The organism is Kaistella haifensis DSM 19056 (genome assembly GCF_000735695.2).
GTDB classification, from domain to species: domain Bacteria; phylum Bacteroidota; class Bacteroidia; order Flavobacteriales; family Weeksellaceae; genus Kaistella; species Kaistella haifensis.
This window is the reverse complement of record NZ_JASZ02000004.1, coordinates 69,402-96,127: the sequence shown is the minus strand read 5'-3', so window position 1 is coordinate 96,127 and position 26,726 is coordinate 69,402. Positions and strand designations below refer to the sequence as shown.

Genomic DNA, 26,726 nt, shown 5'->3' with positions numbered 1-26,726 from the left:
TTTTTTAATGGATTAAAAGGTTGAGCATTTTTACCAATTCATCAACATTGACGGGTTTGGATAAATATCCGTCGGCGCCTGCATTTAGGCATTTTTCGCGGTCACCAGTCATTGCTTGTGCGGTGATGGCGATTACGGGAATTTCTCTCAGTTTTTCGTCAGTTTTCATTTTCGCGATCGCTTCATATCCATCCATTTCGGGCATCATCATATCCATTAAAACCACTCCGATCGAATCGTTTCCGGATAGGAGTTGCAAACCTTCTTTGGCACTGAGTGCTGAAAGACATTGGTATTTTCGGGCTTTCAAAACTGCATTCAGCGCGAAAATATTTTTGCTGTCATCATCGATGATGAGGATTTTCTTACTGCTATTCATACTCAGAATTTTTAAATTTTATCATAAAGCCAAACTCGTAGCAAAGAAACCAGCTGATCTACATCCACAGGTTTCGAAATATAATCGGAAGCGCCCACTGCGATGCATTTTTCGCGGTCGCCCATCATCGCTTTGGAAGTTACTGCCAAAACAGGCAAATTTTTAAATTTATAAGATGATCTAATCTCGCGGATGCTTTCGTAGCCGTCCATTTCGGGCATCATCATATCCATCAAAACCACATCGATACTTGGGTTTTCATTTAAAATTTTCAAAGCTTCTTTTCCATCCATTGCCGGAATAACTTTCATTCCGTGCATTTCCAGAACTTTGGTCAGGGAGAAAATATTTCTCACATCATCATCGGCGATCAAAACGGTTTTCCCTTTCAGGATGTTTCTCATTTCGCCTTCGCCTTGGTAATTGGAATTGGAATCGTGGTTTTTCTTGTGTTTTTCTTCCACTAAATGGAGGAAAAGCCCCGCTTCATCTAAAATTCTTTGGTAAGAATAAGCTGTTTTTACCACAATAGAATCTGCGTACTTTTTGATTCTATTTTCTTCGCCCTTCGAAAGGTTTTTCCCGGTGAATACGATGATTGGCAAATGTTCTAATCCTTTGTTTTGTTTAATGGTTTCCAGCGTATCATAAGCGGTTCTGTCCGGAACGCCCATGTCGAGAATTACGCAATCGATTTCTTTATTTTGAAGCGATCCAATGCTGTCGGAAACGTTGGTTGCAATATCCGTGGTGATGTTATTTGCCGCCAAAAAGTAGCTTAAAGCTTTCGCATGTTGTTCGTTTTCTTCTACAATCAGCACTTTTTTTGGTGAACGACTCAGTGCGTTTTCAAGTTTAATGAAAATTTCCTGCATTTGTTCTAACGCGAAAGGTTTATTGATGAAATCTACAGCTCCGCGAAGAAGACTTTCCTGCTTAAATTTCATCGAAGACATGATGTGCACCGGAATTGGTTTGGTTTGCGGGTTCGATTTCAAAGCTTCCATCACTTGCCAACCATCCATTATTGGAAGTTGAATGTCGAGCAAAATTGCCAACGGTTTGAAATGTTGCGCCATCTCGATTCCCACGTCACCACGTACAGCCACTAGCACTTTGTAATTTTTGGTTCTGGAAAAATCACGAAGAATTTTGGCAAAAGCCGTATCATCTTCAATAATCAGAATTACTTTATCGCCTTCCTGAATTTGGTCGCGATCATCTTCAATTGGTTGCGGAATTTTTTGAGCTACGAATCTTTCAGGTTGATTATTCTCTTGTTTTTCTTCGATTTGCGGAGGCGTCGGAAGTGTTTTTGGTTCTTTTGGAATGGTCGTTTCTCGGTTTTCCACCATTTCTATCGGAATGGTTAAGGTGAATTCGCTTCCAACGCCTTCAGTACTTTTTAATGAAATTTCGCCTCCGAGAAGTCTTGCTAATTCACGGCTGATGGATAGCCCAAGTCCTGTTCCGCCGTATTTTCTTTGTGTGGATCCATCTGCTTGTTGGAAGGCTTCAAAGATCATTCTCAGCTTATCCTGTGCTATTCCGATACCGGTATCGATTACTTTGAAAATTACTTTTTGTTTCGATTCGTCATTAGAAACCTTTAAATTAATACTTCCTTCGGCGGTAAATTTGATCGCGTTTGAAAGTAAATTTTTCAGGATTTGCTCCAATCGAAGTTTGTCTGTTTTTAAAATTGGAGTAGTTTCCGGTAACGTTTCGATGTTTAAAGAAAGATTTTTGTCTTTAGCAACGGCACCGAACATCATTTTCATATCGGTGGTAATTTCTTCCAGAGGAACTTCTTGTATTTCCAAAGTCATTTTCCCGGATTCAATTTTCGAGAGATCCAGAATTTCATCAATTAATGTTAGAAGTCCTTGCCCCGAACTCTGCATCACTTCAGCATATTCCACATATTGTTCGTCGAGATCATCGCTTTCTGTCATGAGTTTTGAAAGCAACAAAATAGAGTTCAGGGGAGTTCGCAATTCGTGGGACATATTGGCGAGAAATTCCGATTTGTATTTGGTACTTTGCTCCAGTTCGATTGATTTCTGCTGAATTTCGATATTATGTTGCTCGATAAGCATGTTTTTTTCTTCCAAAAGACTCGTTCGTTCCTCGAGTTCTTGGTTGCTTTGCATTAATTCTTCTTGCTGTACGCGGAGTTCTTCCTCGGAAGCGAGTAGTTTTTGGGATTGAGCTTCCAATTCTGCGTTAATGTTTTCTAATTCAGAATGTTGTGTTTGCAGTTCTTCAGATTGAGCTTGAGTTTCTTCGAGAAGTTCCTGCATTTTAATTCTGCTTTGGGCACTGAAAAAAGCAAGACCGATATTGGCGGCAACTGCATCCAAAAATTCAAGTTGATGAGGCAAATATTCGTGCATCGCTCCCAATTCGATCACTCCAAGTGGAAGATTATAGCGCGTGATAGGCACTGCTACAATGTTTTTTGGTTTGGTATTTCCGGTGGCGAAACTTATTGTGAGGTCGTCATCAGGAATATTTTGAACCAAAATATGTTTTTCGGAACGGAAAGCTTCCCCGGCAATACCTTCACCAATCTGCAATGGTTTTCTGGAGTTATGATCCGCCAAAGCATAACTTCCGGCAAGATGCAAACGGTTATCTTCACCTTGAAGATAAATAGCAGCTACAGAACTTTCTGTACTTTCTGTAAGCTGATTCAGAATGTCAGAGGCGAGTTTTTCAATGGTTTTGTCGCCCATCATTTTCCCGTTAAGTTGCGCAATTGAAGTACTGAGCCATTCTTTTTCCTGAAGTGTATTAAATGAAGATTGAAGAGACCGCGCCATTTTATTCAATGGTACTGCTACGTTCCCAAGGTTTTCTCTTGCAACCGAATCCGAAAGAATATCATAATCACCGGCGGAAATTTTCGCGGCTACTTTTTCTATGGCGATCAGGCGGTTTTGGGTTTCTTCATTTTTTTGTTCTAGTTCCTCGGTAAGGCTTGTTTTTTCGGCAAAATCTTTAGAAACTTTTCTGAAAAAAAATAAGGTAATAGAAATCGCGAGCAAGGACGAAAGGACAATGAGAATTGGCGTGTACGAAGCAAACTTCTTCATGGTTTCGGTTCGGGACGCAAGAACGATTTGTTCCTCCTGTTGCATTTTGAGAATTGTTGCCCGAACATTATCCATATATTTTTTACCAAGCTCCAATTGCTCTGCATCAACGTAATTTTCCTTGGTTTTGATTTTCAGATTATTATCCAAAATCTGCAAACGCAAATTGATATTTTTCTTAAGGTTTTGAAAATTATCTTTTTGAGTTTGCGTTGTGGAAATCTGCTTAGAAACTTTATCGATTTGTACTTCAATATTTTTTTTAGCTTCAAGATAAGGATTCAGGAATTGTTTTTTTCCTGTTAAAAGATATCCTCTTTGTCCGGTTTCGGCGTCTTTAAGCAGAGAAAGGGTATTGTCTAGATTTTTGATCACCCGATTGCTGCTTCGAACCATTTCAGAGCTTTCGATAAGATTATGGATGCTGATGTACGAAGCGACCGAACTTATAAATAAAAGCAAAAGCGATAATCCAAGTCCGAAAAACAGATTTTTTTTAAAACTCATCGTATTAGTTTTTAATTTCTTCCTTTTCAGGATTTAAAGGGATTGTAAAATAAAATTCCGAACCTTCACCGGGAATGCTGTGTACACCGATGATTCCGTGATGTCTTTCGATAATTTCCTGGCAAATGTATAAACCGATTCCCAAACCTTGGAAACGCTCGGAAGTTTCTTCGATTCGGTAGAATTTATCAAATATTTTTTGCTGATGTTCCAGCGACATTCCGATGCCGAAATCCTTCACCGAGAAGCAAACATCATTCCCTTTTAGTTCGGAACTGATGTGGATTTCTTCGGAATCCGGCGCGTATTTGATGGCATTGGTCATGAAGTTGATAATCACCTGCTCAATTCGCATTTCGTCGGCAAAAATTTGGGCATCAATTTTATTTTTTTTAATGATTTTAACCTGTGGATTGGCTTGTTGCAGATTTTCAACAATATTAGAAGCCAAATCGTCGAATTCGAAATATTTTTTGTTGAATTTAAGTTTTCCGCTTTCAATTTTCGAAATATCGAGCAAATCGGCGATCAATAAATTGAGTTTTTCCACCTGATTTTGAACTTTATGAATTCGGGTTCTCACGGTTTCGATATCGTTTTTATCCAAACTTCTTTCCAAAAGTTGAATGTATCCTTTGATGCTTGTCATCGGTGTTTTCAGCTCATGACTTGCGATACTGATGAATTCGTCTTTTTTTCTTTCGGCTTCTTTTCGGAACTCGATCTCTTCGCGAAGGGCAATTTGCATTTCGTTCAACGCGCGACTTTGTTCATAAATTCGGTAAAAAGTTTTCACCTTCAACAAAAGAATGTTGATATCCACCGGTTTGCTGATGTAATCGAGCCCGCCGGAAGAGTAACCTTTGGTAATCAAATTAAGATTTGCACTCGCTGCAGAAAGAAAAATAATCGCCGTTTCTTTGGCTTTGCTATAACCGGAAATCGCTTCCGCAACCTCGAATCCGTCCATTCCGGGCATTTGCACATCCAAAATGATGAGAACGTAGGATTTTTTCAGGATCTTTTTCAATGCTTCCTCGCCTGATGATGCGGTATCAACCTCAAAATCATTTTTTTCGAGTACCTTTTTCAAGGAGATTAAATTTTCAGGAGCATCATCTACAATTAGAATCATTATTTTTTTATAAAAAATTGTATTAAAATGGAGTGGGAAAAGTCTTCAAATATAAGAATTTACCCCTTAAAAACAAATGCGACACTTCTCGCAAGAAGTTTTTAAAAACTTTAAAGATTTTTATCGTTAAAGGTGATTACTTGCCCTTTTTTGGAACTTTCTTCGGCGGCTTCGATTAGTTTCATGTTAATGATGACTTCTGCACCGGGCGATGGTAGCGGCTCTTCGAAAACAATGTGTTCGTAGATTTGCTGATAATAATTCATGTAATTTCCGGGTTCGCTTTTGGTCAATACTCTTTCAGATTCGGCGTTTTCATTTAAATAATTTAAAATTCCATCATTTTCTGTCAAAGGTTTTGTCCAATCTTCCCCGAAAACGGGAATCGCTCCTGCAACCAATTCGTTTTCCTGTTCATCGGTTCTTTCCTGCAGGAAACTGCCTTTATCACCGTGTATCGTGTAAGCGTAATGAGCTTCTTTGGTAAAAACTGAGGACTTTAATCTTACCCTTAAATCATTCTTATAATAGAGCAAAATTTCGAAATAATCATTCGCAAAAGCAGCTCCTTTCATTGAAAATACATCTGCAAAAAGCTTTTCCGGAACGCCATAAAGTTGCACCGCCTGATCGATGAGGTGGGCTCCCAAATCGTGCAACGTGCCCGAACCGGGTTTTGCGGGATCTTCTTTGTGGGCTTTTCCGCTGGGATCAGTCCGGAAACGATCAAATCGAATTTCTACTTCTTTGATGTTTCCCAAATTGCCTTCAGATATAATTTTTTGAACTTGAAGATAATCCCGATCGAATCTGCGATTTTGGTAAACGCTTAAGAAAAGTTTCTTTTCATTGGCAAGTTCCACCAATTCCTGCGCTTCGGCGACATTTATGGTAAATGGTTTTTCGACGATTACATTTTTGCCTGCATTCAGAGCCATTTTTGCATATTCATAATGGGTTTGAACGGGCGTATTCACCACAACCACGTCGACATCCGATTGCAACATATCTTCCACCGAACGGTACAAAGTGGATTCGGGATATTTTATTCTGGATTCTTCCTTGTTTCTTTCGACCACCGCGGATAAAAAAAATCCGGGATGTTCTTTTATAAACGGCGCGTGAAAAACTTTTCCACTCATTCCAAAGGCGCACAAACCTACTTTTACTATTTGCATTGTTCAATATTTTTCACAAATATATTTAATTCTTTAAGGTAAATACTGAAGAAACGGAAGTTTTAATGGGAAAAAATTTAGAAAATTATAGTTTTTAACTAATTGATAATTAAATACATATTTGATGCAAACGACTACAAACGATATTAAATAGTTCTTTACCGACTAAATTTTGCCAACCGGTGAAACTTTGCAGCAGAGATTCGGGGAAGATCAGTGAGACCCGTTTCTAATGTTTAATTTAAAATTTGAAAGCCATGTCACTAAGAAACAAAGTTACCTTGATCGGTAGAACAGGAAAAGAAGTAGAATTCGTAAAATTCGAAAACGGAAGAATTGGAAAAGTAAGTCTCGCAACCAGCGATTTTTACACCAACGCACTCGGCGAAAAAGTGGAAGAAACCCAATGGCACAATTTGGTTTTTAACGGAAAATTGGTTGATATCGTAGAAAAATATGTCGAAAAAGGCAAAGAAATCGCGGTAGAAGGCAAAATAGTGTACCGAAGCTGGGACGATAAAGATGGAATCAAACATTACATCACCGAAATTAGAGTAGATGAAATGGTGCTTCTCGGCGGTAAATAATCTAAGCTGCCAAAGTCTTTTGGATGAGTGATTTTGGCAGCAATTTTTTCATTTTTAAAAACACAAATCATGAAAGTAAAAGTTTTAAAAGTAAGATTGTCTGATGAGTTTATCGGTCGAGATCAGGCTGCATTAGATCGTTTTTTGCGCGAAAATAATGTACTAAAATTCGAATCGGCTTTTGTAAAAGATGATGAAGCTTATTGGTCGGTAATTTTATATTACGAAGATCCAAAAAATATATTAAATGACACCAAATCAGATAAATATACTTTGGATCACGATGCGGAACTCAATTCCGATGAAATAAAAATCCTCGATTCTCTGAAACTTTGGCGCACCGAAAAGGCAAAAAATCAAAAACTTCCCGTATATTTTATTGCGACCAATCAAGAATTGCGTTCTATTGCGAAATATAAACCCGGAAAAAAAGAACAACTGCTCGAAATCAAAGGGTTTGGAAAGCATAAAATAGAAAATTACGGCGAAGAAATTATCGAGATTATAGAATCGGTTTAGGGGAAAAATCTTGTTTTATTTTGCGTTAACTCCACAAAAACACAAATTCCCATATATTTTATTAAAGCCGATGATGGTATTCTTCGGCTTTTTGTGATGAAAAATCCTTTCCAATTCCTTAATTTTGCGACCTAAAAGCAATTCGAAATTGCTTCTAATCATTACGTATTACAAACCAGCATGAAGCCAAGCTTAGCAAAAGGAACACGCGATTTTACCGCAAAAGAAATTATCAACAGAAGGTTGATCATCAATACTTTACAAAAGAATTTTGAACTCTTTGGATTCCAGCCATTGGAAACTCCGAGTTTTGAGAATCTTTCAACTTTAACCGGAAAATATGGTGAAGAAGGCGATCGATTGATTTTTAAAATTTTGAATTCCGGCGATTACGCGGCGAAAACCAAAGACGAAGACTGGAACGCGAAAAATTCCCAGAAACTTATTTCCCAGATTTCTGAAAAAGCTTTGCGTTACGATCTCACGGTGCCTTTCGCAAGGTTTGTGGCAATGAATCATGGGCAAATGGTTTTCCCTTTCAAACGCTACCAAATTCAGCCGGTTTGGCGAGCAGATCGTCCTCAGAAAGGACGTTTCAGAGAGTTTTATCAATGTGATGCGGATGTGGTAGGAAGCGAAAGTCTGTGGCAGGAAGTAGAGTTGGTGCAGTTGTATTTGAAATCTTTCGCGGAACTGCAGATTCCGGTCACTTTGCATATCAACAACAGAAAAATTTTATCTGGTTTGGCAGAATTTGCAGGTATTTCGGATCAGCTGATTGATTTCACGGTGGCGTTGGATAAACTTGACAAAATCGGAAAAGAAGGAGTGGTAAAAGAACTTTTAGAGAAAAATATTTCTCAAGAATCAATCGATCAACTGGATTTTCTCTTTAGCCAGAGTGATGATGCTCTGGAAAATGTCCTTCAATTGAAAGAGAAGTTTGCAGGAAACGAAATTGGCCTTCAAGGTGTTGAAGAATTGGAATTTGTGCTTACTAAATGTATGGATTTGGGGATTTCTCCGGAGAACTTAAAATTCGACATCACTCTCGCTCGTGGACTGGATTATTACACCGGAGCAATTTTTGAGGTGAAAGCCAATAATGTTGCAATGGGTTCCATCGGTGGTGGCGGAAGATACAATAATCTTACCGAGGTTTTCGGGGTGAAAAATATTCCGGGAATTGGGATTTCTTTCGGTCTCGACAGGATTTATTTGGTGATGGAAGAACTCGGACTTTTCCCTGAAAATAGCGAAACTGCAGTGAAATATTTGTTTGCCAATTACGGCGAAACAGAAGCAGTAGAAGCATTGAAAATCATAGCAAAATTCAGAGCGAAAGGCGTTTCTGCGGAATTGTATCCTGAATCTGCTAAACTCAAAAAACAATTCACTTACGCTGAAAAGAAAGGAATTCCGAATCTTGTTTTCTTCGGTGAACAGGAAATTTCTGAAGGGAATATCACCGTGAAAAATCTGGAAAACAGCGAGCAGAAAACTTGGTCAATAGACGATTTCTTAAATCAATTATAATGGAAAATTATCTCGAAATCAACAGGAAATCGTGGAACGCCAAAGTGGAACCTCACCTGAAATCGGATTTTTATTTTGTAGATGAATTTCTGAACGGGAGAACTTCTTTGAATTCCATTGAACTGGAGATTTTGGGAGATGTTTCGGGGAAAGAAATCCTTCATCTTCAATGTCATTTCGGGCAAGATTCGATTTCGCTTTCAAGAATGGGAGCGAAGGTTACAGGCATCGATTTATCGGACAAAGCGATCGAAGCAGCGCAAGATTTAGCACAAAAATGTGGAACTGATACACGTTTCTTGGTTTCTGATGTTTATGAATTGCCGAAAGTTTTAGACCAAAAATTCGACATCGTTTATACAAGTTATGGAACGATCGGTTGGCTTCCTGATTTGGAAAAATGGGCGCAAGTAATTTCGCAATTTCTAAAACCCGGTGGGAAATTTGTTTTTGTGGAATTTCATCCGGTAGTGTGGATGTTTGATGACGATTTTACCCATGTGAAGTACAATTATTTCAACGAAAAACCGATTGTGGAAACCTACGAAGGAACTTATGCAGATCAAAAAGCCGATTTGGTAGAGCAATATGTGATGTGGAATCATCCAACTTCCGAGGTTTTGGAGGGATTATTGAAAGCCAATTTATCATTACAATCTTTCCAAGAGTATGATTGGTCACCGTATGCGTGTTTTCGACATAATGAAGAATTTGAAAAAGGGAAGTACAGAATTCCGCAATTTGGCAACAAAGTTCCTCATGTTTTCTCTTTGGTGGCCGAAAAGAATACTGATAAATCCTGATTTCTCCCGATAAAAATATCAAGGAAGTTTAGAATTTAGTACAAAAATTTGTATTATTGCAAATCTAAATTTTGGAATCTGAAATCTAGAATTTAAGAAAAGGGGGATTAGCTCATCTGGCTAGAGCGTTAGACTGGCAGTCTAAAGGTGGTCGGTTCGATCCCGATATCCTCCACAACAAAAGGGTTACAGCGTTCTGTAACTCTTTTTTTTGTCTTTGAAATCGTGGTTTTTTAAAGGATGAAATTTCCCGCAGATCCCGTAACTTCCCCAGCATCCTTTGAAAGCGTAGCGCCTTTGCATTTCTGAAAAAACTTTTGCCTCTTTTGCGGTAAAATAAAGAACCAAGAACCAAATCAGCGAGAGCATTATCAAATTAACCAATTTCCATATTTCCAAATTCAACCTCCATCCTCCAAAAAACCTTTCCTCTTTCTTCTTGCATCTAACCTCTACAATCCAATCTGATCAATCTCCTTCATCAGCCGATCCGTTTCCGCTAAAGCCACGATGATTTTTTGGTAATGCAGGATATCATCGAAATCTAATGTTCTTCCTTTGCGGTCTTTCAGCCATTTTTGGGCGGGTTGGTAGCCCCCGATGTAGAAATTCCAAGCCACTTCCGGCACGCCTTCAAAATATTGAGAAGAATTGATGTACACTCTGCCATCTTTATAAACAGGCTTATTCACCACATTATCACCATCTTCGGGGTATTGGGTGATGTAATTTTCAACCACAGGACTTTCCAAAAGATGAATCTCCCGAATTTCCCGTCCTAAGTTTACCAACTTGAAAAAAGTTTCTGCATCTTTCGGATAAGGCACTCTTGGGAAGTCGATCTTTAGGAATTCTTTATATTTCTCGCGGTAACTTGGCGAGTGCAGCACGGCATAGATGTAATCTAAAATATCTTCGGGATAAAATTGGCTGTCTTCCTCAGTTTGCTGCGAATAGTCCGGTTTTTCAGGAGAGAAATGTAAACCTAAATTTTTAGCCATGTTCTCTACGATTTCCATATTGAGGTTCGGGATTCTTTTGGCATCGCCTTCAAGAGTGGTTTCGGGGTAAAGGTAGAGTGGAAAAACATAACTAACTTCACCAGTTTGTAGCGAAACAGAACATCTTTCAACAGGTAATTTAGTTATAAATGTATGTTGAAAATCAAATGATGTTTGTCTTTTGCAACACAAAAGCCCAATATTATTATGTAATAAGTGTCGGACTGTTTCAAATCTCGGACGAAACATTACTCCTCCGCTATTTTTAGAAATTAATGTAAACCTTTCGTCAAATGGCCTATATAAAATTTTTATTACTGATGAGTTTATTATATCATTTTTGACTTCTTGTGATTTTGATAATTTTAGACCAAATTTATTTGCTAAATCCTCCGCAGTCAATAATTCAATATCCTGTTTTAATTTATTGCTGCTTCCCTTTTCAAATTTGACTATAAAATTATCTTTCGCCGTTTCAAAACCTGAATTAGAAAATGAAAATAATTCGTCTAATTTAAATCCTGACTCATAAGTCTCAACATTTGAAAAATCTTTTGGAACGAAAAAATAATTAGGTTCGTTCGAATTTATTTCACACCAGTCAATACTTTTAATGTTCTCGTTATTTAAAAATTCATACTTTTTATTTCTAACACCATATAAGTCATAATGTAAAACATTAGCAAATTGATTCTTTTGATTTTTACTTTTTTTTATGAAAATATTAATGGAAACTCCAGCCATAATATCAAATACATTTTGATCTGTCGAGCCATCAGGAGATGTTTCAAGTTTTCTTGTATTTCCATGTAAATCAAGAATATAAATTTTATCAAAAGTCTCAAGCAAACTCTTTCTCATTTGTCGATGAGTAATTCCATCAATAAAACTATTGTTGGAAATATAGGCTAGAACGCCGCTTCCGTTTTTATCAATGAAATGTTGTCCGTACCGAATGAATTTGATGTAATCATCATCAAGATTAATTTTTCTCTCATTCAAATTCTTCTTATAATCGGAAATTAAATTCTGAATCCACTCACCTTTATTACTGGAACTTACAGAATACGGCGGATTTCCCAAAATCACCATCACCGGAGAATCCCGCTTGATGCGGTTGGCGGCGTTCGCCTCGTCGCTCAGCCAGTTGGCAAATAGTGTGTTGGTATCGGGATGGCTTTCCTCCAAACTATTGGTAAGAAATACGCGCAAACGATCGTCATTGGTGGCTTTGTAGCCGGTGTCTTTCAGCAGAATGTCCAGTTGCAGGTGCGCCATGGCGTAACTCGCCATCAGCAGTTCAAAACCGTTCAGCCTGGGAATCAAATGCTTTTCTACATAGTTACTCCAAATGCCTTGCTGCCCTTCAAATTTTTTGTGAATATGTTGGATAACTTCCGCCAAAAAAGTACCTGTACCGGTTGCCGGATCCAGAATTTGCACCTTGTGTACTTCCTTTTCCACAGTGTCGTATTTCTGCTTTTTGGCATTGAAATTCTGGGTATCGAGCGTGATTTTTGTTTGGCTGGTATCGGCTAATCCTTGGGATAACCCAAATTCGGTTTTCAGGACATCATCTACCGCTCTTACAATAAAATTTACCACCGGAGCCGGAGTGTACCAAACGCCTCGAGCCTTACGAAGTTTCGGATCGTACTCGCTCAGGAAAGTTTCGTAAAAATGGATGATGGGGTTTTCCATTTTGGTAGCCTTGCCATAATCTTTCAGAATTTCTTCCACATTACACGCCAAAAATATCTCCACCAAACTATCCACAATCCATTTGATGCGGTCATCAATATCCGGTCCTGCGATATAGCCAAATAATTTCCTTAAAAAGGGATTCGATTTCGGAATCAGTTCGGCAGCTTCATGCCTGCTAAATGTGGGCAGGGTAGGGTCATGCAATCTTGCAGCAAACATTCCATACGCAATGGTTTGTGCATACACATCAGCAAATCCTTTGGACGTAATGTCGTGAATCAAAATATCCCTAAAAGCAGTCATTTGATCCTTCAGGGTACTGTCTTCTTGGTTCGCCTCATCGCTGGTAAGGGCTTTGCCTATAACATCCGAAAGCAGTCGGGCTTTACCTGCCATCATTTCTGCTAACTTTTTCGGACTTTTAATCGTTTGTCCTACGTGGGTACAGAAATCTTTGATCAGATTCTCGAAGACGATGAAATTTTCGGGTATCGGTTGAATACCTTTTTCACCAACCTCCGCAATGGAAACCTTGGTGATAAATTCCCCCTCTCGGTAAAGATGAAAACTCAAATAATCGGTAAAAAGCAAATTATTCAGCGAAGCCTTATAGCGGTCAAACTGTTCTTTGTTTCCGGTTTTCTTAGTCCCGTCCAAATCTTTATCACCAATATCTTTTGCTTCAATAAAACCGACAGGAATATCGTTTTTGGTCAAAATATAATCTGGGGCACCACAACTCTGCCTTTTCGGTTCGTTAGTCGCCCTAATGCCCACCACCAAACTCTCCAAAAGTTGTTGCAAATCCCCACGAAACGTATGTTCCGTAGCATTTCCCAGCCGATACCTTTTATCTAAATTGTCAATATATTGTGCTATTGTCATATATAACCTTTATTTTTTTTCGAACACAGCCAATCTACAAGCTCTCATTCATATACCAAAACCTTCTAGGGAAAAGCAAAATATCATCTATTATTTTTTCTCTTTTTACTTTAGAGTTTGTTATAATATTCTTTGATTTTTTGAGCCATCAATTTCCTTCTTAAAGTTAAAAAATCCTGATAATCATCAATGTTCATTTCCATAATTTCCGTCGGTACGCAGTTCATTTTGAGGTTGTCCAACAATTCTTCTTCATTAGAAATCCCACTCATCAATTTATTATCCTCAATAATTTGAGTTTTAATCAATTCAAAATAGTCTTTAGGTGGTTTGTTGCCCACTTTAATATTTACTTCCGATTGCATATAAACATAATTGGCAATTTGGTTGTATTTGCTTCTATCAAGTCCTTTTTTACTTAAATAGTCTTTTGGAAACAGATGATGAATGTCACCACGCAAAGAAATCAAATCGCTTACTAAAACATCTTTTGATAAAAATCCTCTGTCGTTGGCTTTTACTTGCGATGCCAAAAAGACATGAAAATAGGGGCTACTTGCAACAGAAGTATCTAAACTTTGTGGCAAAGATGCATTCCAAAAGGCATCTGAAAGTTCTCCGTCCTCTTTCTCTTTTAGATATTCTCCAAATGGTTTTTGGGAAATCTGTTTGATATCAAAATCAAATGTACTTTCAGGCGAGCCTGAATACCTTCCGGTCAATATAGAATAAACCAGCCATTTTCTTACATAACTTTCAATGGCAACTGAATTTACTCCTAATTCTTTTAGTTTCAGGTAAAGAATGTAAGCAAAATTAATAGCGTTTTGTGAGCGGATGAGTTTTGGAGAAATAAATCCTGCTGACTTTACAATCATCAAGAAACGTTTGAAATTGGTTTCATTGATGAAATTATTTACCCCCTTTTTTAGTTTCAAAAATGATTGCTCTGCAATTTCGGTTTCATAACTTCTTGTTTCAAAGTTTCTTCCCGAAAGTAAACTTACTAAGTCGGATAGCCGTCCTCTATTAAATTGTGAAGTAAATGCAACACGAATTAAGTCGTTATAACTTGGGTCATATAAATCTTCATTTTCTGTTTTAAGCCAAGACATTTTTTGGAAATAATCGGTTTTAGCAAAATCTTTGTCATTATCTACAATTTGCTTGTAAAAATCTGGCGCAATGGCTAAATGACAAAAATAATCAATTGCTTTTCTCAATTCGTTTCCTCCATTTTCAGTATCCGAAGCAATTTTACTCATTGCAAAATCTGCCTGACTTAAAACAACTCCTTTTGAGTTGATTCTAATGAAAATTTCTGTTACTGTTTCAATGTCTAATTCAGAGCTCAACTCAATCATTCCGATTGGTTTTTTCACAATGCTGATTAATCTTGAAAATGATTGTTCGATGAGGTTTTCATCAATTTCAGGATTAAGAGCCGAATAATCCCTAACTAATTTCAATAAACTTATTTTTCCTGAAAAAGCATCTGTAATATCATGAAGCCAAACTTTATCTTTTAAGATTGCGGGGTTTTGTACTTCAAAACGTTCTTCAATAGGATTGAAAGCGATTTTGATTTTGATGCGTTGATAGTTTTTGTTGATAACGTATTGTCCAAGAATTGCAGCAGTCAAAGCTGTTACGCGTTGCTGTCCGTCAATTAAGACTTTTTTGCCTTCACTTAAACTTCCGTCTTTCAGTTTTACGTTTGGGTTTCTCCAAGCGATTACATAACCAATTGGGTAACCTTGGTACAAACTGTCCATTAAATCACGAACTTTTGAACTATCCCAAACAAATGGTCTTTGAATTTCTGGAATTGCAATTTCGCCTGAATTTACCCAAGCTAAAATAGTCTCTATTAAATGTTGGTTTACTGAATATTTTTGCATTTGTCTTTTTGTAGTTCGTTTCTATTAAGTACAATCGTCACAAAGTAGCGCATCATTCAAATATATCCATATTATCCCAAACCAAAAAATTTTTAATCCAAAAAACATTCATCCAGCCCCATAAAAAAACTTTTGATTCTTCTCTTCAAATGACCTCATTTCCAAATTTCAAATTCCAACCCTTTCCACTAAAACAATCCCTTAATATTCTCAATCCCTTAATGGTAAAAACCACCACCCTTCGTGTCTTTGCGTTAAAAAAAATCCGCTAAATCACCCAAATCAGCGAGAAATATTTAATATTCTCGCAAATCCCCCAGATTCCGCAGATTCACCAGTATCCTTTTGAAAGCGTAGCGCCTTTGCATTACTAAAAAAACTTTTGCCTCTTTTGCGGTAAAAAAAACAGTTATACAAATAATACCTAAGTAAACTGCATTTCAATGAATTACAGTTGTTTTTTATAAAAACTCTTGGATAAATGATTTGTTTTCGTTAATATTGTAAAACAATTCAAGCATTAAATACAGCGAGAACTTTCGAGAAAATCCCACCGCTTGAAAAATTGGTTGGCCAACATGAAAGAAATGGTTTCTAAACCTTCCAATTTTCTATACCTATTATCCCTCAAAAACGTAGTAACGATACAAAAGTTTCATAAGGACGAAACTCAAGTATCATCAGCATGAAAATCTTGTTTCATAGGTATGGAACAAGTGTCTCAATTTTTGGCCCAATATCACCCGTACGGTGGAACAGAATTTTTGTTAAGGAAAAGATGCTTTTTCTCTGTGGTAGTGGGGAGTTTCCTATTTAAGCCATATACTTCTACTTTTAATCGCACATACGGAAATTGATATGTTTTTTATAAAACTACAAAAATGTAATGGTTTAAATCGTCTTAACAAAGTCTTCAAACTTTTGTTTCATCAACAATCTCATTAAAATTTACAAATCCACAAAAAAAGATCGCTTATTTTGATAATACATTAAAATGCTTAAGGTACTACAATGGTACTACAAAGGTACTAGAAACCCTTTACAAACTCTATGTGAATATAGTAAAAATAAAGATGAAATTTTACAAATATTGCAAAACGCAATGCCAATCGGGTTTCCCGGTTGCTTCATTCACATTGATAAAGCTTTAAACCCTCTACCATTGGAACATCCCGTCTCAACTTTGCATTCCAAACTTTGAAGAATTCGTAATCCCGCATGTAGATCATCATTTTGAAAACAAAATACAAAGAAATCAAGGCGAAGAGGTCTCTGACTATTTAGGTTTAAAACCGGAAGAAATAAGAGAATTCTTCCAAAAAACGGGGTAAGTATCTTCAAAACATAAATCCGTGGTTTTTGGGTGCAAAAAAAAGGCTGCAAATACATGCAGCCTTTTTTGATCTATTTCGTTATCAGCTTATTTTGTTGCAACAACATGAAGCTCTAAATCTACTTCCTGAGAAATCATCCAATCTTTTGGATCTCCTTCTGCTCCGTAAGCCAATCCCCAATCTTGTCTATTGATGGTGAATTTTGAAGTAAGTTCTGCTTTTCCGTTCGCTACAACTACTTTTGCTGGGAAGGTTACGTTTACTGTTTTGTCTTTGATGGTAAGGTTACCGCTTACAGTTTTGTTAGCACCTTCAGTTTTGCTTTCAGTTCCTGCTGCTAAATCTTCAACCTTAGTGATTTCAAATTTCACAGTTGGATATTTTGCTACGTCAAAGAAGTCAGCGCTTTTCAAGTGGCCATCTAAATCTGCAGAAGTTTTTCCTTCGCTTTGTGCAGGATCTACAGATGCAGGATCGGTTACCAAAGTATTAACGTCAGCGCTTAAACTTCCTGAAGTTAGGTTGTCACCATCTAAAGTAAGAGTTCCTGAAGTTTTCATGATTCCGAATCTTGGGTTTAGACCGCCTTTGTGGTACCCTGTCCATTTTACCAAGCTGCTGTCTGCATTTACGGTATAGGTTTCACCTTTTTGTTCAGCTACAGCTTGTTCGGTAGAAGTTGAGGCATTGTCCGTTTTCGACTCTTTACATGATACTGCAAATAAAAAAGCTGATAATGCGAGGATTGATAGTTTTTTCATTGTGAATTGATTGTTAATTAAAATTCTTTGCAAAAGTAACTACTTTCATCAATCAATTTATTGATGTATGATAAGAATTATCAATAAACATCATATTAAAAAACATTATTTTGGTTAATGATCACGCACTCAGCTCATAATGAACTTTCATTTTTTAATGTTTTTTTAAATTTAACATAAAAAGGAAAACTCCAAAAGTAGATGATAACATATCAAATAGTCGGACTGTATTTGATTTAACTTCCTAAATTCTTAAATCTTGTGTCTTGAATCTTATCTCTTTTCACTCAGAATCCTTCATGCGAAATGCCATAAAATTTCCGTATTTTTGCCAATCCCGAATTGGCTAATTTCGGAGCATTAAAATGAAAGATTCCAAAGAATATATTGAAATTTACGGAGCGCGGGAACACAACCTGAAAAATATCTCCGTAAAAATCCCCCGAAACGAACTCGTAGTCATCACCGGATTATCGGGAAGCGGGAAATCTTCGCTCGCATTCGATACCATTTTTGCGGAAGGACAGCGCAGATACATCGAAACCTTCTCTGCGTACGCAAGGCAATTCCTCGGTGGCCTCGAAAGACCAGACGTCGATAAAATCGACGGTCTGTCGCCGGTAATCGCAATTGAGCAGAAAACAACCAATAAAAATCCAAGATCAACCGTAGGTACCGTTACCGAACTTTACGATTTTCTGAGGTTGTTATTTGCAAGGGTTTCCGATGCATATTCACTTTCCAGTGGAAAAAAACTTGTGAGCTATTCCGAGGAGCAAATTTTGGAAGCGATCCAGCAAAATTATAAAGGCGAAAAAGTAATGCTCATGGCTCCTGTGGTGCGTTCCAGAAAAGGACATTACCACGAGCTTTTCGTTCAAATGGCTAAAAAAGGGTACGGACAAGCCAGAATTGATGGCGAACTTCAAGACATTGAAATCGACCTGAAACTCGACCGCTACAAAACTCACGATATCGACATTGTTATCGACCGTTGGATTATAGGCGAAAACGCAACCGAAAATCGAATGGAAAAATCCTTGCGGACAGCCATGCAAATGGGCGAAGGGACTATCGGAATTCAGAAACTGGGTTCCGACGAAATCGAATATTTTTCCAAAAATTTAATGGATGCAGAAAGCGGTTATTCCATGGCATTGCCAGAACCGAATACCTTCTCATTCAATTCACCAAAAGGCAGTTGCCCACATTGCAAAGGTTTGGGAACCATAAAAAAGGTAAACACTGATTATTTTGTTGAAAACGCCAATCTTTCCATCAATCAAGGGGCTTTATTGCCTTTGGAGGATATTAAATCCAACAAATGGATTCTCGGGCAGATCAAAAATATTCTCGAAATATTTGGTCTCGGATTGATGACCTCATTCAAGGATATTCCTCAGGAAGCTTTGGATTATATCTACAACGGTTGCCACAAAGAATTTAATAAAGATTTAAAATACGCAGGAATCACCAAAAAAATCAAGGTGAATTTTGACGGTTTGGTGTCACTCATTAATGATATGATTGAGGATAAGGATAGCTATGACGCAGTGCTCCTCGAAAGACATTTTACCACCGAAGAAGTTTGCCCGCAATGTAAAGGTACGCGGTTGCAACCATCAAGTCTAAGTTTTAAAATTGATGGAAAAAATATTGCTGAGATCAACGCACTTTCTCTCCTCGATTTAAAAACGTGGCTGAATGATGTTGAAGATACTTTCAGCGAGAAAAATAAAGTAATTGCCCACGAAATCTTAAAGGAAATCAAAACGAGATTGCAATTTCTCCTGGATGTTGGATTGGATTATCTGAGTTTAAGCAGAAGTTCTCGAACGCTTTCTGGTGGGGAATCGCAGCGTATTCGTTTGGCTACCCAAATTGGATCGCAACTCGTGAATGTGCTTTATATCCTCGATGAACCTTCTATCGGACTTCATCAAAGGGATAATGAAAGACTCATCAATTCCCTGAAACATCTTCGCGATATTGGAAACTCCGTAATCGTTGTGGAGCATGATAAAGACATGATTCTGGAAGCAGATGAAGTTCTTGATATTGGTCCGCGAGCAGGAAAATACGGCGGTGAAGTTCTTTGGCAGGGAAAACCGAAAAATTTGCTCAAAGCCAATACCATCACTGCAGATTATATCACCGGAAAAAGAAAACTCGAAATCCCTGAAAAAAGAAGATCCGGCAACGGTAATTCGATTGTACTGAAAGGTGCTACCGGAAATAATTTAAAGAATGTAACCCTGGAAATTCCATTAGGAAAATTGGTGGTTGTAACAGGGATTTCTGGTAGTGGAAAATCTTCTTTAATCAACGGAACTCTATACCCAATTCTTAACCGACATTTCTATAGAAGTGTTCAGGAACCTTTGCCATACAAAAAAATCGAAGGAATCGAACATATTGATAAAATTGTTGATGTAGACCAAACTCCGATCGGAAGAACCCCGCGTTCGAATCCGGCAACTTATACCGGAATGTTTACCGACATCAGAAACTTGTTCGCAGAATTGCCAGAATCGAAAATTAGAGGTTACAAAGCCGGTCGTTTTTCATTTAATGTCAAAGGAGGCAGATGCGAAACTTGCCAAGGTGGCGGCCTGAAAGTGATTGAAATGAATTTTCTGCCAGATGTATATGTACACTGCGAAACATGTAACGGAAAACGCTTCAACAGAGAAACCCTCGAGGTTCGCTACAAAGGAAAATCCATCGCAGATGTCTTGGAAATGACCATCGATGAAGCTACGGAATTTTTCCAACCGATTCCGAAAATTTTTGCTAAAGTGAAAACGTTGCAAGATGTTGGTTTGGGTTATATCACGCTTGGTCAGCAATCGACCACGCTTTCGGGCGGTGAAGCGCAAAGGATAAAACTCGCAACCGAATTGGCGAAAAGACAAACCGGAAATACCCTTTACATTTTGGATGAACCGACCACAGGATTGCATTTTGAAGATGTGAAAGTCTTAATGGATGCCATCAATAAATTGGTGGATTTGGGGAATTCTTTCATCATCATCGAACATAATTTAGATGTGATTAAAATGGCGGATCACATCATCGATGTTGGTTTAGAAGGCGGTAACAAAGGCGGCGAAATCATTGCGAAAGGAACGCCCGAAGAAATCATTAAATCTAGAAAATCATTGACGGCAAAGTACTTAAAGAAAGAAATGGAAGCATAATTTCAAGCCTTTTGTTACAAAATAATGACCTTGTCAGCCTTTTCGGCAAGGTCTTTTTTTTTAACTTAGAATTTTTTCTACGGTCAGAAGTGATATAATCCTAAAAAGAGTTCATAATTTTTTCGCATTTTTTTACCTTTATTAAAAATTTTTAATGGAGGATTTACTCAACATTGTTTTACGTTCCCTCGTAGTTTATCTTTTTATCGTGGCGGGTATTCGCATTTTCGGAAAAAACCAGCTATCACAGCTTAATGCCGGCGATGTAGTGCTGCTTCTTCTAATTTCCAATGCAGTTCAAAATGCGATGGTTGGTACAAATTCTTCATTAGAAGGTGGTCTCTTAGCAGCTTTTGTACTTTTTCTAACTAATCTTTTATTAAAAAAAATAATGTTTAAAAATCCTAAAGTGAAAAGCTTTTTAGAGTCTGATCCGGTCATTTTAATTCGCGATGGTAAGGTTCTGCTCGAAAATATGCAAAAAGTAGAAATATCGCTAGATGAGCTGGAAGAAGCGGTACATGAACATGGAGTTGAAAGGATTGAGGAGGTTAAACTCTCCATCATGGAAGTTGATGGAACGATCAGTGTAATTTCTGATAACACAACCGATCAGCAAGTTCAGTATTCCAGAATTAAAAGAAGATTAAAGAAAAAATATCATTAAAAATGAACTACGAAATACGCGAAATGCAACCAGAGGATGGCGCCAAAGTCATCGAAATTTTCGAAGAAGGAATTGCCGGCGGCAATGCAACTTTCGACCAAACAGCACCAAGTTGGGAAGCTTGGGACCAGAAATATTTCAAAATAGCTCGATTGATTTTGGAGGATGAAAACGAAAATGTTGTAGGTTGGGCGGCGTTGCAACCCATCAGCAACCGCGATTGCTACAAAGGTGTTGCCGAGGTAAGTATTTATTTGTCGAATGTTGCGCAAGGAAAAGGTTTGGGTGCGATGTTGCTTCAGAAATTAATCCTCGCCAGCGAAGAACATGGTTTTTGGATGCTTCAAGCAGGTATTTTCCCAGAGAATCAACCGAGTTTAATTATTCATCAGAAATTTGGTTTCAGAACCGTTGGAAATCGCGAAAAAATTGCTCAAATGAATGGCGTTTGGCGAGATGTACTTCTGCTGGAGAGAAGAAGCAAAACAATTGGTGTTTCTTAAAACAGACCGATTTTGTATGTTTCCTTAAGTGTTTTCTTTTCTTGACTTTTTTCTAAAATCAAAAATTTTTCCGTTTGGCATCATCATTGAAATAGCTATTGAGAACTTTAAATATTTAGAAAAAATGAAAAGTCTATTTAAGATAGTTGCTATGGCAGGACTCGCTTTCACCCTCGCTTCATGTGGAACGGCGAATGATGTTTATGGCAATAATTATCCAAACAATGGAACTGTTTACCGATCATCGGACGGAACAGTTTACCGACAAGGCGAGATTTATCGTGATAGAAATGGGAATGTATACCAAAACGGGCGTATAATAAGAACCGGCGACGTATCGGGCCGACTGGGAGTTTTGGGAAGAAATGGTAATAATACCGTTTATTATCCAAACGGAAATGCAAAAAGATTACCTCCGGGACAGGCTAAAAAGATCTACGGTGGTAATGCAAAAGATTACGCTTACGGACAAACCAAGAAGCGAAATGGGTCTTGGAATAACAACCGAAATTGGCAAGATGACGACCAATACGGCGACTATAAAAAAGGAAAATACAAGAAGGATAAGCACAAAAAAGGAAAGAAAAATCACAAATAAAAAACGCGGGAAAATATCCCGCGTTTTTTGCTATTCAGCAAGTTGGTTTTACTTGTCGATCGACCCTAAAACTTTTTGTGCAAATCCGTTCAGTGCATCTTTTTCACTCATTCCATTTTTCACGTTATGGTGAACTTCCAATGCTCCGCAGATATTGGTAATCAGTTCTCCTGCTACATTAAGGTCTTCTTCCGTGGCGCCTCGAAATTCGCAGAAAGCTTCTAAAACCTCTAAAGTTTTTTCTAAGTTTTCCGGAGTTTGAGTTTGGTAAAACTGTCTAATTATAGGTAGTTTCATGAGTTCGCTTCGTTAAAAAGGTTAATAAGACTTTCCGCTTGATTGGTCTGTACTTGGTTGAATAATTCCCCTTTTTTAAATATTGCAAAGGTTGGTAAATTATCTACTTTAGCCAATTTACGGCTTTCCGGCAATTTCTCCGCATCTACGTAGTAGAAAGGAATATTTTCGTTCTCTGCAGCCAATTTTTTGAATTTTGGTTTCATAATTCTGCAGTTCCCGCACCAGGATGCGCCGTATTGTACTACAACCTGATCTTGTTCTGCAACAATTTGTTGCAAAGTGTCTTCTGTTAATTCTGTGTACATTTCGGTTGTGTTATTTTTAATTAGTTGTTGTGAGTCGCAAGGTATTCCGCAGTAGAGTTTCTATCCGCTTTCATTGCATCTTTGCCTTCTTCCCAGTTCGCAGGGCATACTTCACCATGTTTTTGTACGTGCGTGTACGCATCAATTAACCTTAAGAATTCTTTTACGTTTCTTCCCAATGGCATATCGTTCACAGATTCGTGGAAGATTTTTCCGGTTTCGTCGATTAGGTAAGTTGCTCTGTAAGTAACGTTAGAACCAGTGTAGAATTCATTGCCTTCTTCGTCAAATTCGAAATCCTGATCTACAATTCCAAGAATGTTCGCCAATTGTCTGTGAGTATCGGCAAGAATTGGGTAAGTTACTCCTTCGATTCCTCCGTTATCTTTTGCAGTGTTCAACCAAGCAAAATGTACTTCGTTGGTATCGCAAGAAGCTCCGATTACTTTGGTGTTTCTTTTCTCGAATTCAGGCAAAGCCTCTTGGAAAGCATGAAGTTCTGTTGGGCAAACAAACGTAAAATCTTTTGGGTACCAAAACAAAATTACTTTTTGTTGATTTTTTGTTGCTTCTTCAAAGATGTTGATTTTCAAATCATCTCCCATTTCGCTCATTGCGTCGATTGCTACGTTTGGGAATTTTTTTCCTACTAGTGACATAATAATTGGTTTTTAAAATTTAATAGTACAAAAATACAAAGTTTTTATCAATTGAAAACTATTTTCCGATTTATAATATCTATAACAGTTAAAGATTTGGTATGAATTCGAATCGATCTTTATTCGAATCGATCTTTTTTCTGAAATAATTAAAAATATTACTGTAAATTCACCTTTTAAAAGTATAAAGTTATGAAAAAAATCCTCGTTATTCTTCTGGTTGCGTTCATTTTAATCCAATTTTTCCCGATTGATAAAAATAATCCAGCGCCTACGCCACAAATGGATTTTCTTACCATAAAAAATACCCCGGAAAGCACCGCGAAATTAATAAGAAATGGTTGCTACGATTGCCATAGCAATGAATCGAAATATCCTTGGTACAGTAATTTTCAGCCTGTCGCATGGTTCCTGAAAGATCACATCGATGAAGGCCGAAGAAAATTGAATTTTTCTACTTTTGCTACTTATGAACCGAAAAGACAAGCGCATAAATTGTTTGAAGCCATCGAAATGGTCGAAAAAGATGAAATGCCTTTGGATTCATACACTATAATCCATTCCGAAGCGAAATACACGGAAGCGCAAAAGCAAGAAGTGCTTCAATATTTCAAAAAAATAGAGAATGACATTAGAACTACCCATAATTTGGCTCCGGAACAAAGAAAATAAGCATGATTGATTCTTCTAAATATTATGCTTTCTATGATGGAGATTGCGGATTTTGTAATCATTGGGTTCAATGGATTTTAGAAAATGATGCTCGGGATCAGTTTCTTTTTTCGTCTTTGCAATCCGATTTTGGACAAAATTTTTTAAAAGAAAGAGGGCTCGAAACTCAGGATTTAAACACAATTTACCTCTGGAAACCTCAATCTTTTTATCTCACCAAATCACAAGCAATCTTTAAAATTGGCTATGTTTTAGGAGGAAAATACCGTTTGCTGAGTTATCTGAAATACTTTCCAAAATTTTTAACGGATTTTGTTTACAGTCAAGTTGCAGCAAATCGTCATCGATTGGCGCCGGATCATTGCACAGTTCTTTCACCGGATCAAAGAAAGAAATTCATTATTTATAATGATTAAATCCGGAATTTTCAAGTATTATGAACGCTTGAAAATTAAATTATCGCCCGATTTTTACCTCAAACTAATTCTTATATTTGCAAAATGGAATATAATACCAAGAGAACGCATCTGCACATGCCCGAATACGGCAGAATTATACAGCAGCTTGTAGAGCGTTGCAAAGAACTGGAAACTAAAGAACAGCGCAACGAAATGGCTGTAGCCATCGTGGATTTCATGGGGCAGCGCAACCCGCAACTTAGAGACGAAGAAAACTATAAACATAAACTTTGGGATCATCTTTTTATCCTTGCTAATCACGATTTAGACGTGGATTCCCCTTATCCTTTTCCCACTATGGAAGAATTGAAGGAAAAGCCCAAAAGAATGGAATACCCAAAACTTCAAGGTGATTTTAAATTTTACGGAAAAAGTATTTTGCAATTAATCGATAAAGCCATCGAGCTGGAAGATGGCGATGAAAAAGATGCTTTAATCCAAGTTATCGCAAATAATATGAAGAAATCCTATAATGTTTATAACAAAGAACATGTTCAGGATGAGGTGATTTTCAGGCATTTAAAAGATCTTTCCGAAAATAGATTAGATTTAACAGGTCTGGATTCCCTTGAAAAAAGTAAAATTTATTATGCCACCAACCGAAACGGAAAATCCAACGGAAAAAATCAAAACCAAAATAACCAAAACAAAAGAAGAAACTTTCAATATAATAAAAACCGAAAATAAGCATGAGCGGATCATTTAAGATAAAAGGAGGAAAAAGACTACAGGGTGAAATTACTCCGCAAGGTGCAAAAAATGAAGCGTTACAGATTTTGTGTGCGGTTTTGCTCACCGAAGACGAAGTGCGAATCAAAAATATTCCCGATATTCATGATGTTAACAGATTGATCGAAATTCTTGGGGATTTCGGTGTAAAAGTTACCAAGAATGCCCACGGCGATTATACCTTTAAATCGGATGCAGTAAACTTTGATTATGTAAAATCACCAGAATTTAAAGAAGATGGTTCTAAACTCCGTGGTTCCATTATGCTTCTAGGCCCAATGTTGGCGAGATTTGGCGAAGCGTATATGCCGACTCCCGGAGGAGATAAAATTGGTAGAAGACGCCTGGATACTCATTTCCAAGGATTTGTAGAACTGGGTGCGGAATTTCATTATGATGAAAACGAATATCTTTATTCATTAAAAGCAACTGAGCTTCGCGGTAAGTTTATTCTTTTAGAAGAAGCTTCTGTAACGGGAACTGCAAATATTGTGATGGCGGCCGTTCTGGCAAAAGGAAAAACTAGAATTTACAATGCTGCTTGTGAACCTTATTTGCAACAACTTTGTAAAATGTTGAACAGAATGGGCGCGAACATTTCGGGAATTGGTTCCAATTTACTTACTATTGAAGGGGTTGAAAGTTTGAAAGGAACAGAGCATACCATGCTTCCGGATATGGTGGAAATTGGCTCTTGGATTGGGCTCGCTGCGATGACAAAATCGGAAATTACTATCAAAAATGTTCACTGGAATGAACTTGGCGTAATTCCTAATACCTTCAGAAAATTGGGAATTCATCTGGAAAGACGTGGTGACGATATTTTCATTCCTGCTCAGGAAAATTATAAGATTCAGAAATTCATCGATGGTTCTATTCTTACCATTTCCGATGCGCCTTGGCCAGGATTCACGCCGGATTTGCTTTCTATTATTTTGGTCGTGGCTACTCAGGCGAAAGGAACCGTATTAATTCACCAAAAAATGTTCGAATCCCGATTATTCTTCGTGGATAAATTAATCGATATGGGTGCACAAATTATTTTGTGCGATCCGCACCGTGCAACCGTTGTAGGTTTGAATCATGAATATCCTTTGCGTGGAACCACTATGATTTCCCCCGACATCAGAGCGGGAAATGCATTATTGATAGCCGCACTTTCTGCGGAAGGAAATTCTACCATTCACAATATCGAGCAGATCGATCGTGGTTACGAGAATATCGACGGAAGATTACGAGCTTTAGGTGCAGAGATAGAAAGAGTATAAATAGTCTCTCAAATTTAATTTTAGATAAAATAAATCCGC

Annotated in this window: 23 protein-coding genes and 1 tRNA gene; 13 read left to right on the top strand and 11 right to left on the bottom strand. The window is 37.6% G+C overall.

Annotated elements, in window-relative coordinates:
* Positions 1-4: 4 nt before the first annotated feature.
* The 4 genes from AP75_RS03630 to AP75_RS03615 all read right to left on the bottom strand — a co-directional run bounded on the left by AP75_RS03630 (position 5) and on the right by AP75_RS03615 (position 6,297).
* Positions 5-379, bottom strand: a complete 375-nt coding sequence (locus tag AP75_RS03630; protein WP_031502750.1) for a response regulator — start codon at positions 377-379, stop codon at positions 5-7.
* A gap of 11 nt (positions 380-390) precedes the next feature.
* Complete coding sequence (locus AP75_RS03625) at positions 391-3,984, bottom strand: response regulator (protein ID WP_031502748.1); 3,594 nt, start codon at positions 3,982-3,984, stop codon at positions 391-393.
* A 4-nt stretch (positions 3,985-3,988) separates the two neighbouring features.
* Entirely contained in the window at positions 3,989-5,119 is a 1,131-nt protein-coding gene (locus AP75_RS03620) for a hybrid sensor histidine kinase/response regulator (RefSeq protein WP_031502746.1), read from the bottom strand.
* A 110-nt stretch (positions 5,120-5,229) separates the two neighbouring features.
* On the bottom strand, positions 5,230-6,297 hold the full coding sequence (locus tag AP75_RS03615; protein WP_031502744.1) for a Gfo/Idh/MocA family oxidoreductase: 1,068 nt from the start codon (positions 6,295-6,297) through the stop codon (positions 5,230-5,232).
* A 257-nt stretch (positions 6,298-6,554) separates the two neighbouring features.
* Between AP75_RS03615 and AP75_RS03610 the strand changes: the two genes are divergently transcribed.
* The 5 genes from AP75_RS03610 to AP75_RS03590 all read left to right on the top strand — a co-directional run bounded on the left by AP75_RS03610 (position 6,555) and on the right by AP75_RS03590 (position 9,917).
* A complete protein-coding gene (locus tag AP75_RS03610; protein WP_031502742.1) occupies positions 6,555-6,884 on the top strand; it encodes a single-stranded DNA-binding protein in 330 nt (109 codons plus the stop codon).
* 69 nt (positions 6,885-6,953) lie between these two features.
* Positions 6,954-7,403 carry an HRDC domain-containing protein gene (locus tag AP75_RS03605; RefSeq protein WP_031502740.1) on the top strand — a complete coding sequence of 150 codons (450 nt, stop codon included), beginning with the start codon at positions 6,954-6,956 and terminating at the stop codon, positions 7,401-7,403.
* 180 nt (positions 7,404-7,583) lie between these two features.
* Positions 7,584-8,939: a histidine--tRNA ligase gene (hisS, locus tag AP75_RS03600; protein WP_031502738.1), complete on the top strand. Its 1,356-nt coding sequence runs from the start codon at positions 7,584-7,586 to the stop codon at positions 8,937-8,939.
* Positions 8,939-9,742, top strand: coding sequence for a class I SAM-dependent methyltransferase (locus AP75_RS03595; protein ID WP_088263611.1), 804 nt, complete (start codon positions 8,939-8,941; stop codon positions 9,740-9,742). Before hisS ends, AP75_RS03595 begins: the two co-directional genes overlap by 1 nt.
* Positions 9,743-9,843: 101 nt before the next feature.
* Positions 9,844-9,917 (top strand) — tRNA-Ala (locus AP75_RS03590).
* 11 nt (positions 9,918-9,928) lie between these two features.
* Here AP75_RS03590 and AP75_RS03585 read toward each other — a convergent pair.
* The 4 genes from AP75_RS03585 to AP75_RS03565 form a co-directional block, all read right to left on the bottom strand.
* Positions 9,929-10,111, bottom strand: a complete 183-nt coding sequence (locus AP75_RS03585; RefSeq protein WP_143755798.1) for a hypothetical protein — start codon at positions 10,109-10,111, stop codon at positions 9,929-9,931.
* An 83-nt stretch (positions 10,112-10,194) separates the two neighbouring features.
* Complete coding sequence (locus AP75_RS03580) at positions 10,195-13,332, bottom strand: type ISP restriction/modification enzyme (RefSeq protein WP_088263609.1); 3,138 nt, start codon at positions 13,330-13,332, stop codon at positions 10,195-10,197.
* Between the two features lie 110 nt (positions 13,333-13,442).
* Positions 13,443-15,233 (bottom strand): GmrSD restriction endonuclease domain-containing protein, encoded by a 1,791-nt coding sequence (locus tag AP75_RS03575; RefSeq protein ID WP_088263608.1) that lies wholly within the window; start codon positions 15,231-15,233, stop codon positions 13,443-13,445.
* 1,420 nt (positions 15,234-16,653) lie between these two features.
* Positions 16,654-17,328: a YceI family protein gene (locus AP75_RS03565; RefSeq protein WP_088263607.1), complete on the bottom strand. Its 675-nt coding sequence runs from the start codon at positions 17,326-17,328 to the stop codon at positions 16,654-16,656.
* A 365-nt stretch (positions 17,329-17,693) separates the two neighbouring features.
* Here AP75_RS03565 and uvrA point away from each other — a divergent pair, with 365 nt between their 5' ends.
* From uvrA to AP75_RS14625, 4 genes are all read left to right on the top strand, one after another.
* A complete protein-coding gene (uvrA, locus tag AP75_RS03560) occupies positions 17,694-20,528 on the top strand; it encodes an excinuclease ABC subunit UvrA (protein WP_088263606.1) in 2,835 nt (944 codons plus the stop codon).
* 154 nt (positions 20,529-20,682) lie between these two features.
* Positions 20,683-21,195, top strand: a complete 513-nt coding sequence (locus AP75_RS03555; RefSeq protein WP_088263605.1) for a DUF421 domain-containing protein — start codon at positions 20,683-20,685, stop codon at positions 21,193-21,195.
* Positions 21,196-21,197: 2 nt separating this feature from the next.
* Positions 21,198-21,698, top strand: a complete 501-nt coding sequence (locus tag AP75_RS03550; protein WP_031501792.1) for a GNAT family N-acetyltransferase — start codon at positions 21,198-21,200, stop codon at positions 21,696-21,698.
* A gap of 124 nt (positions 21,699-21,822) precedes the next feature.
* Complete coding sequence (locus AP75_RS14625; protein ID WP_242589756.1) at positions 21,823-22,296, top strand: hypothetical protein; 474 nt, start codon at positions 21,823-21,825, stop codon at positions 22,294-22,296.
* Between the two features lie 48 nt (positions 22,297-22,344).
* Here the strand turns inward: AP75_RS14625 and AP75_RS03540 are convergent, their stop codons facing one another.
* From AP75_RS03540 to AP75_RS03530, 3 genes are read right to left on the bottom strand one after another with little or no spacing between them, the layout of a single operon-like run.
* On the bottom strand, positions 22,345-22,593 hold the full coding sequence (locus tag AP75_RS03540) for a DUF6952 family protein (RefSeq protein WP_088263604.1): 249 nt from the start codon (positions 22,591-22,593) through the stop codon (positions 22,345-22,347).
* Positions 22,590-22,901 carry a thioredoxin family protein gene (locus AP75_RS03535; protein ID WP_031501789.1) on the bottom strand — a complete coding sequence of 104 codons (312 nt, stop codon included), beginning with the start codon at positions 22,899-22,901 and terminating at the stop codon, positions 22,590-22,592. The genes AP75_RS03540 and AP75_RS03535 overlap by 4 nt, the downstream gene beginning before the upstream one ends.
* Before the next feature lie 20 nt (positions 22,902-22,921).
* On the bottom strand, positions 22,922-23,560 hold the full coding sequence (locus AP75_RS03530) for a peroxiredoxin (RefSeq protein ID WP_031501788.1): 639 nt from the start codon (positions 23,558-23,560) through the stop codon (positions 22,922-22,924).
* Positions 23,561-23,752: 192 nt separating this feature from the next.
* On the opposite strand from AP75_RS03530, the gene AP75_RS03525 reads away from it, so the two are divergent.
* The 4 genes from AP75_RS03525 (at position 23,753) to murA (ending at position 26,687) form a co-directional block, all read left to right on the top strand.
* On the top strand, positions 23,753-24,232 hold the full coding sequence (locus AP75_RS03525; RefSeq protein ID WP_031504790.1) for a heme-binding domain-containing protein: 480 nt from the start codon (positions 23,753-23,755) through the stop codon (positions 24,230-24,232).
* A 2-nt stretch (positions 24,233-24,234) separates the two neighbouring features.
* Positions 24,235-24,648: a thiol-disulfide oxidoreductase DCC family protein gene (locus tag AP75_RS03520; RefSeq protein WP_031504788.1), complete on the top strand. Its 414-nt coding sequence runs from the start codon at positions 24,235-24,237 to the stop codon at positions 24,646-24,648.
* 84 nt (positions 24,649-24,732) lie between these two features.
* Complete coding sequence (locus AP75_RS03515; RefSeq protein ID WP_088263603.1) at positions 24,733-25,377, top strand: DUF4290 domain-containing protein; 645 nt, start codon at positions 24,733-24,735, stop codon at positions 25,375-25,377.
* A 2-nt stretch (positions 25,378-25,379) separates the two neighbouring features.
* Positions 25,380-26,687, top strand: coding sequence for a UDP-N-acetylglucosamine 1-carboxyvinyltransferase (murA, locus tag AP75_RS03510; protein ID WP_088263602.1), 1,308 nt, complete (start codon positions 25,380-25,382; stop codon positions 26,685-26,687).
* Positions 26,688-26,726 lie beyond the last annotated feature (39 nt).

Bases quoted from the DNA above. Each gene is read 5' to 3' on its own strand.
- AP75_RS03630 (WP_031502750.1), bottom strand. From the start codon at position 379: ATGAATAGCAGTAAGAAAATCCTCATCATCGATGATGACAGCAAAAAT.
- AP75_RS03625 (WP_031502748.1), bottom strand. From the start codon at position 3,984: ATGAGTTTTAAAAAAAATCTGTTTTTCGGACTTGGATTATCGCTTTTG.
- AP75_RS03620 (WP_031502746.1), bottom strand. From the start codon at position 5,119: ATGATTCTAATTGTAGATGATGCTCCTGAAAATTTAATCTCCTTGAAA.
- AP75_RS03615 (WP_031502744.1), bottom strand. From the start codon at position 6,297: ATGCAAATAGTAAAAGTAGGTTTGTGCGCCTTTGGAATGAGTGGAAAA.
- AP75_RS03610 (WP_031502742.1), top strand. From the start codon at position 6,555: ATGTCACTAAGAAACAAAGTTACCTTGATCGGTAGAACAGGAAAAGAA.
- AP75_RS03605 (WP_031502740.1), top strand. From the start codon at position 6,954: ATGAAAGTAAAAGTTTTAAAAGTAAGATTGTCTGATGAGTTTATCGGT.
- hisS (WP_031502738.1), top strand. From the start codon at position 7,584: ATGAAGCCAAGCTTAGCAAAAGGAACACGCGATTTTACCGCAAAAGAA.
- AP75_RS03595 (WP_088263611.1), top strand. From the start codon at position 8,939: ATGGAAAATTATCTCGAAATCAACAGGAAATCGTGGAACGCCAAAGTG.
- AP75_RS03585 (WP_143755798.1), bottom strand. From the start codon at position 10,111: ATGCTCTCGCTGATTTGGTTCTTGGTTCTTTATTTTACCGCAAAAGAG.
- AP75_RS03580 (WP_088263609.1), bottom strand. From the start codon at position 13,332: ATGACAATAGCACAATATATTGACAATTTAGATAAAAGGTATCGGCTG.
- AP75_RS03575 (WP_088263608.1), bottom strand. From the start codon at position 15,233: ATGCAAAAATATTCAGTAAACCAACATTTAATAGAGACTATTTTAGCT.
- AP75_RS03565 (WP_088263607.1), bottom strand. From the start codon at position 17,328: ATGAAAAAACTATCAATCCTCGCATTATCAGCTTTTTTATTTGCAGTA.
- uvrA (WP_088263606.1), top strand. From the start codon at position 17,694: ATGAAAGATTCCAAAGAATATATTGAAATTTACGGAGCGCGGGAACAC.
- AP75_RS03555 (WP_088263605.1), top strand. From the start codon at position 20,683: ATGGAGGATTTACTCAACATTGTTTTACGTTCCCTCGTAGTTTATCTT.
- AP75_RS03550 (WP_031501792.1), top strand. From the start codon at position 21,198: ATGAACTACGAAATACGCGAAATGCAACCAGAGGATGGCGCCAAAGTC.
- AP75_RS14625 (WP_242589756.1), top strand. From the start codon at position 21,823: ATGAAAAGTCTATTTAAGATAGTTGCTATGGCAGGACTCGCTTTCACC.
- AP75_RS03540 (WP_088263604.1), bottom strand. From the start codon at position 22,593: ATGAAACTACCTATAATTAGACAGTTTTACCAAACTCAAACTCCGGAA.
- AP75_RS03535 (WP_031501789.1), bottom strand. From the start codon at position 22,901: ATGTACACAGAATTAACAGAAGACACTTTGCAACAAATTGTTGCAGAA.
- AP75_RS03530 (WP_031501788.1), bottom strand. From the start codon at position 23,560: ATGTCACTAGTAGGAAAAAAATTCCCAAACGTAGCAATCGACGCAATG.
- AP75_RS03525 (WP_031504790.1), top strand. From the start codon at position 23,753: ATGAAAAAAATCCTCGTTATTCTTCTGGTTGCGTTCATTTTAATCCAA.
- AP75_RS03520 (WP_031504788.1), top strand. From the start codon at position 24,235: ATGATTGATTCTTCTAAATATTATGCTTTCTATGATGGAGATTGCGGA.
- AP75_RS03515 (WP_088263603.1), top strand. From the start codon at position 24,733: ATGGAATATAATACCAAGAGAACGCATCTGCACATGCCCGAATACGGC.
- murA (WP_088263602.1), top strand. From the start codon at position 25,380: ATGAGCGGATCATTTAAGATAAAAGGAGGAAAAAGACTACAGGGTGAA.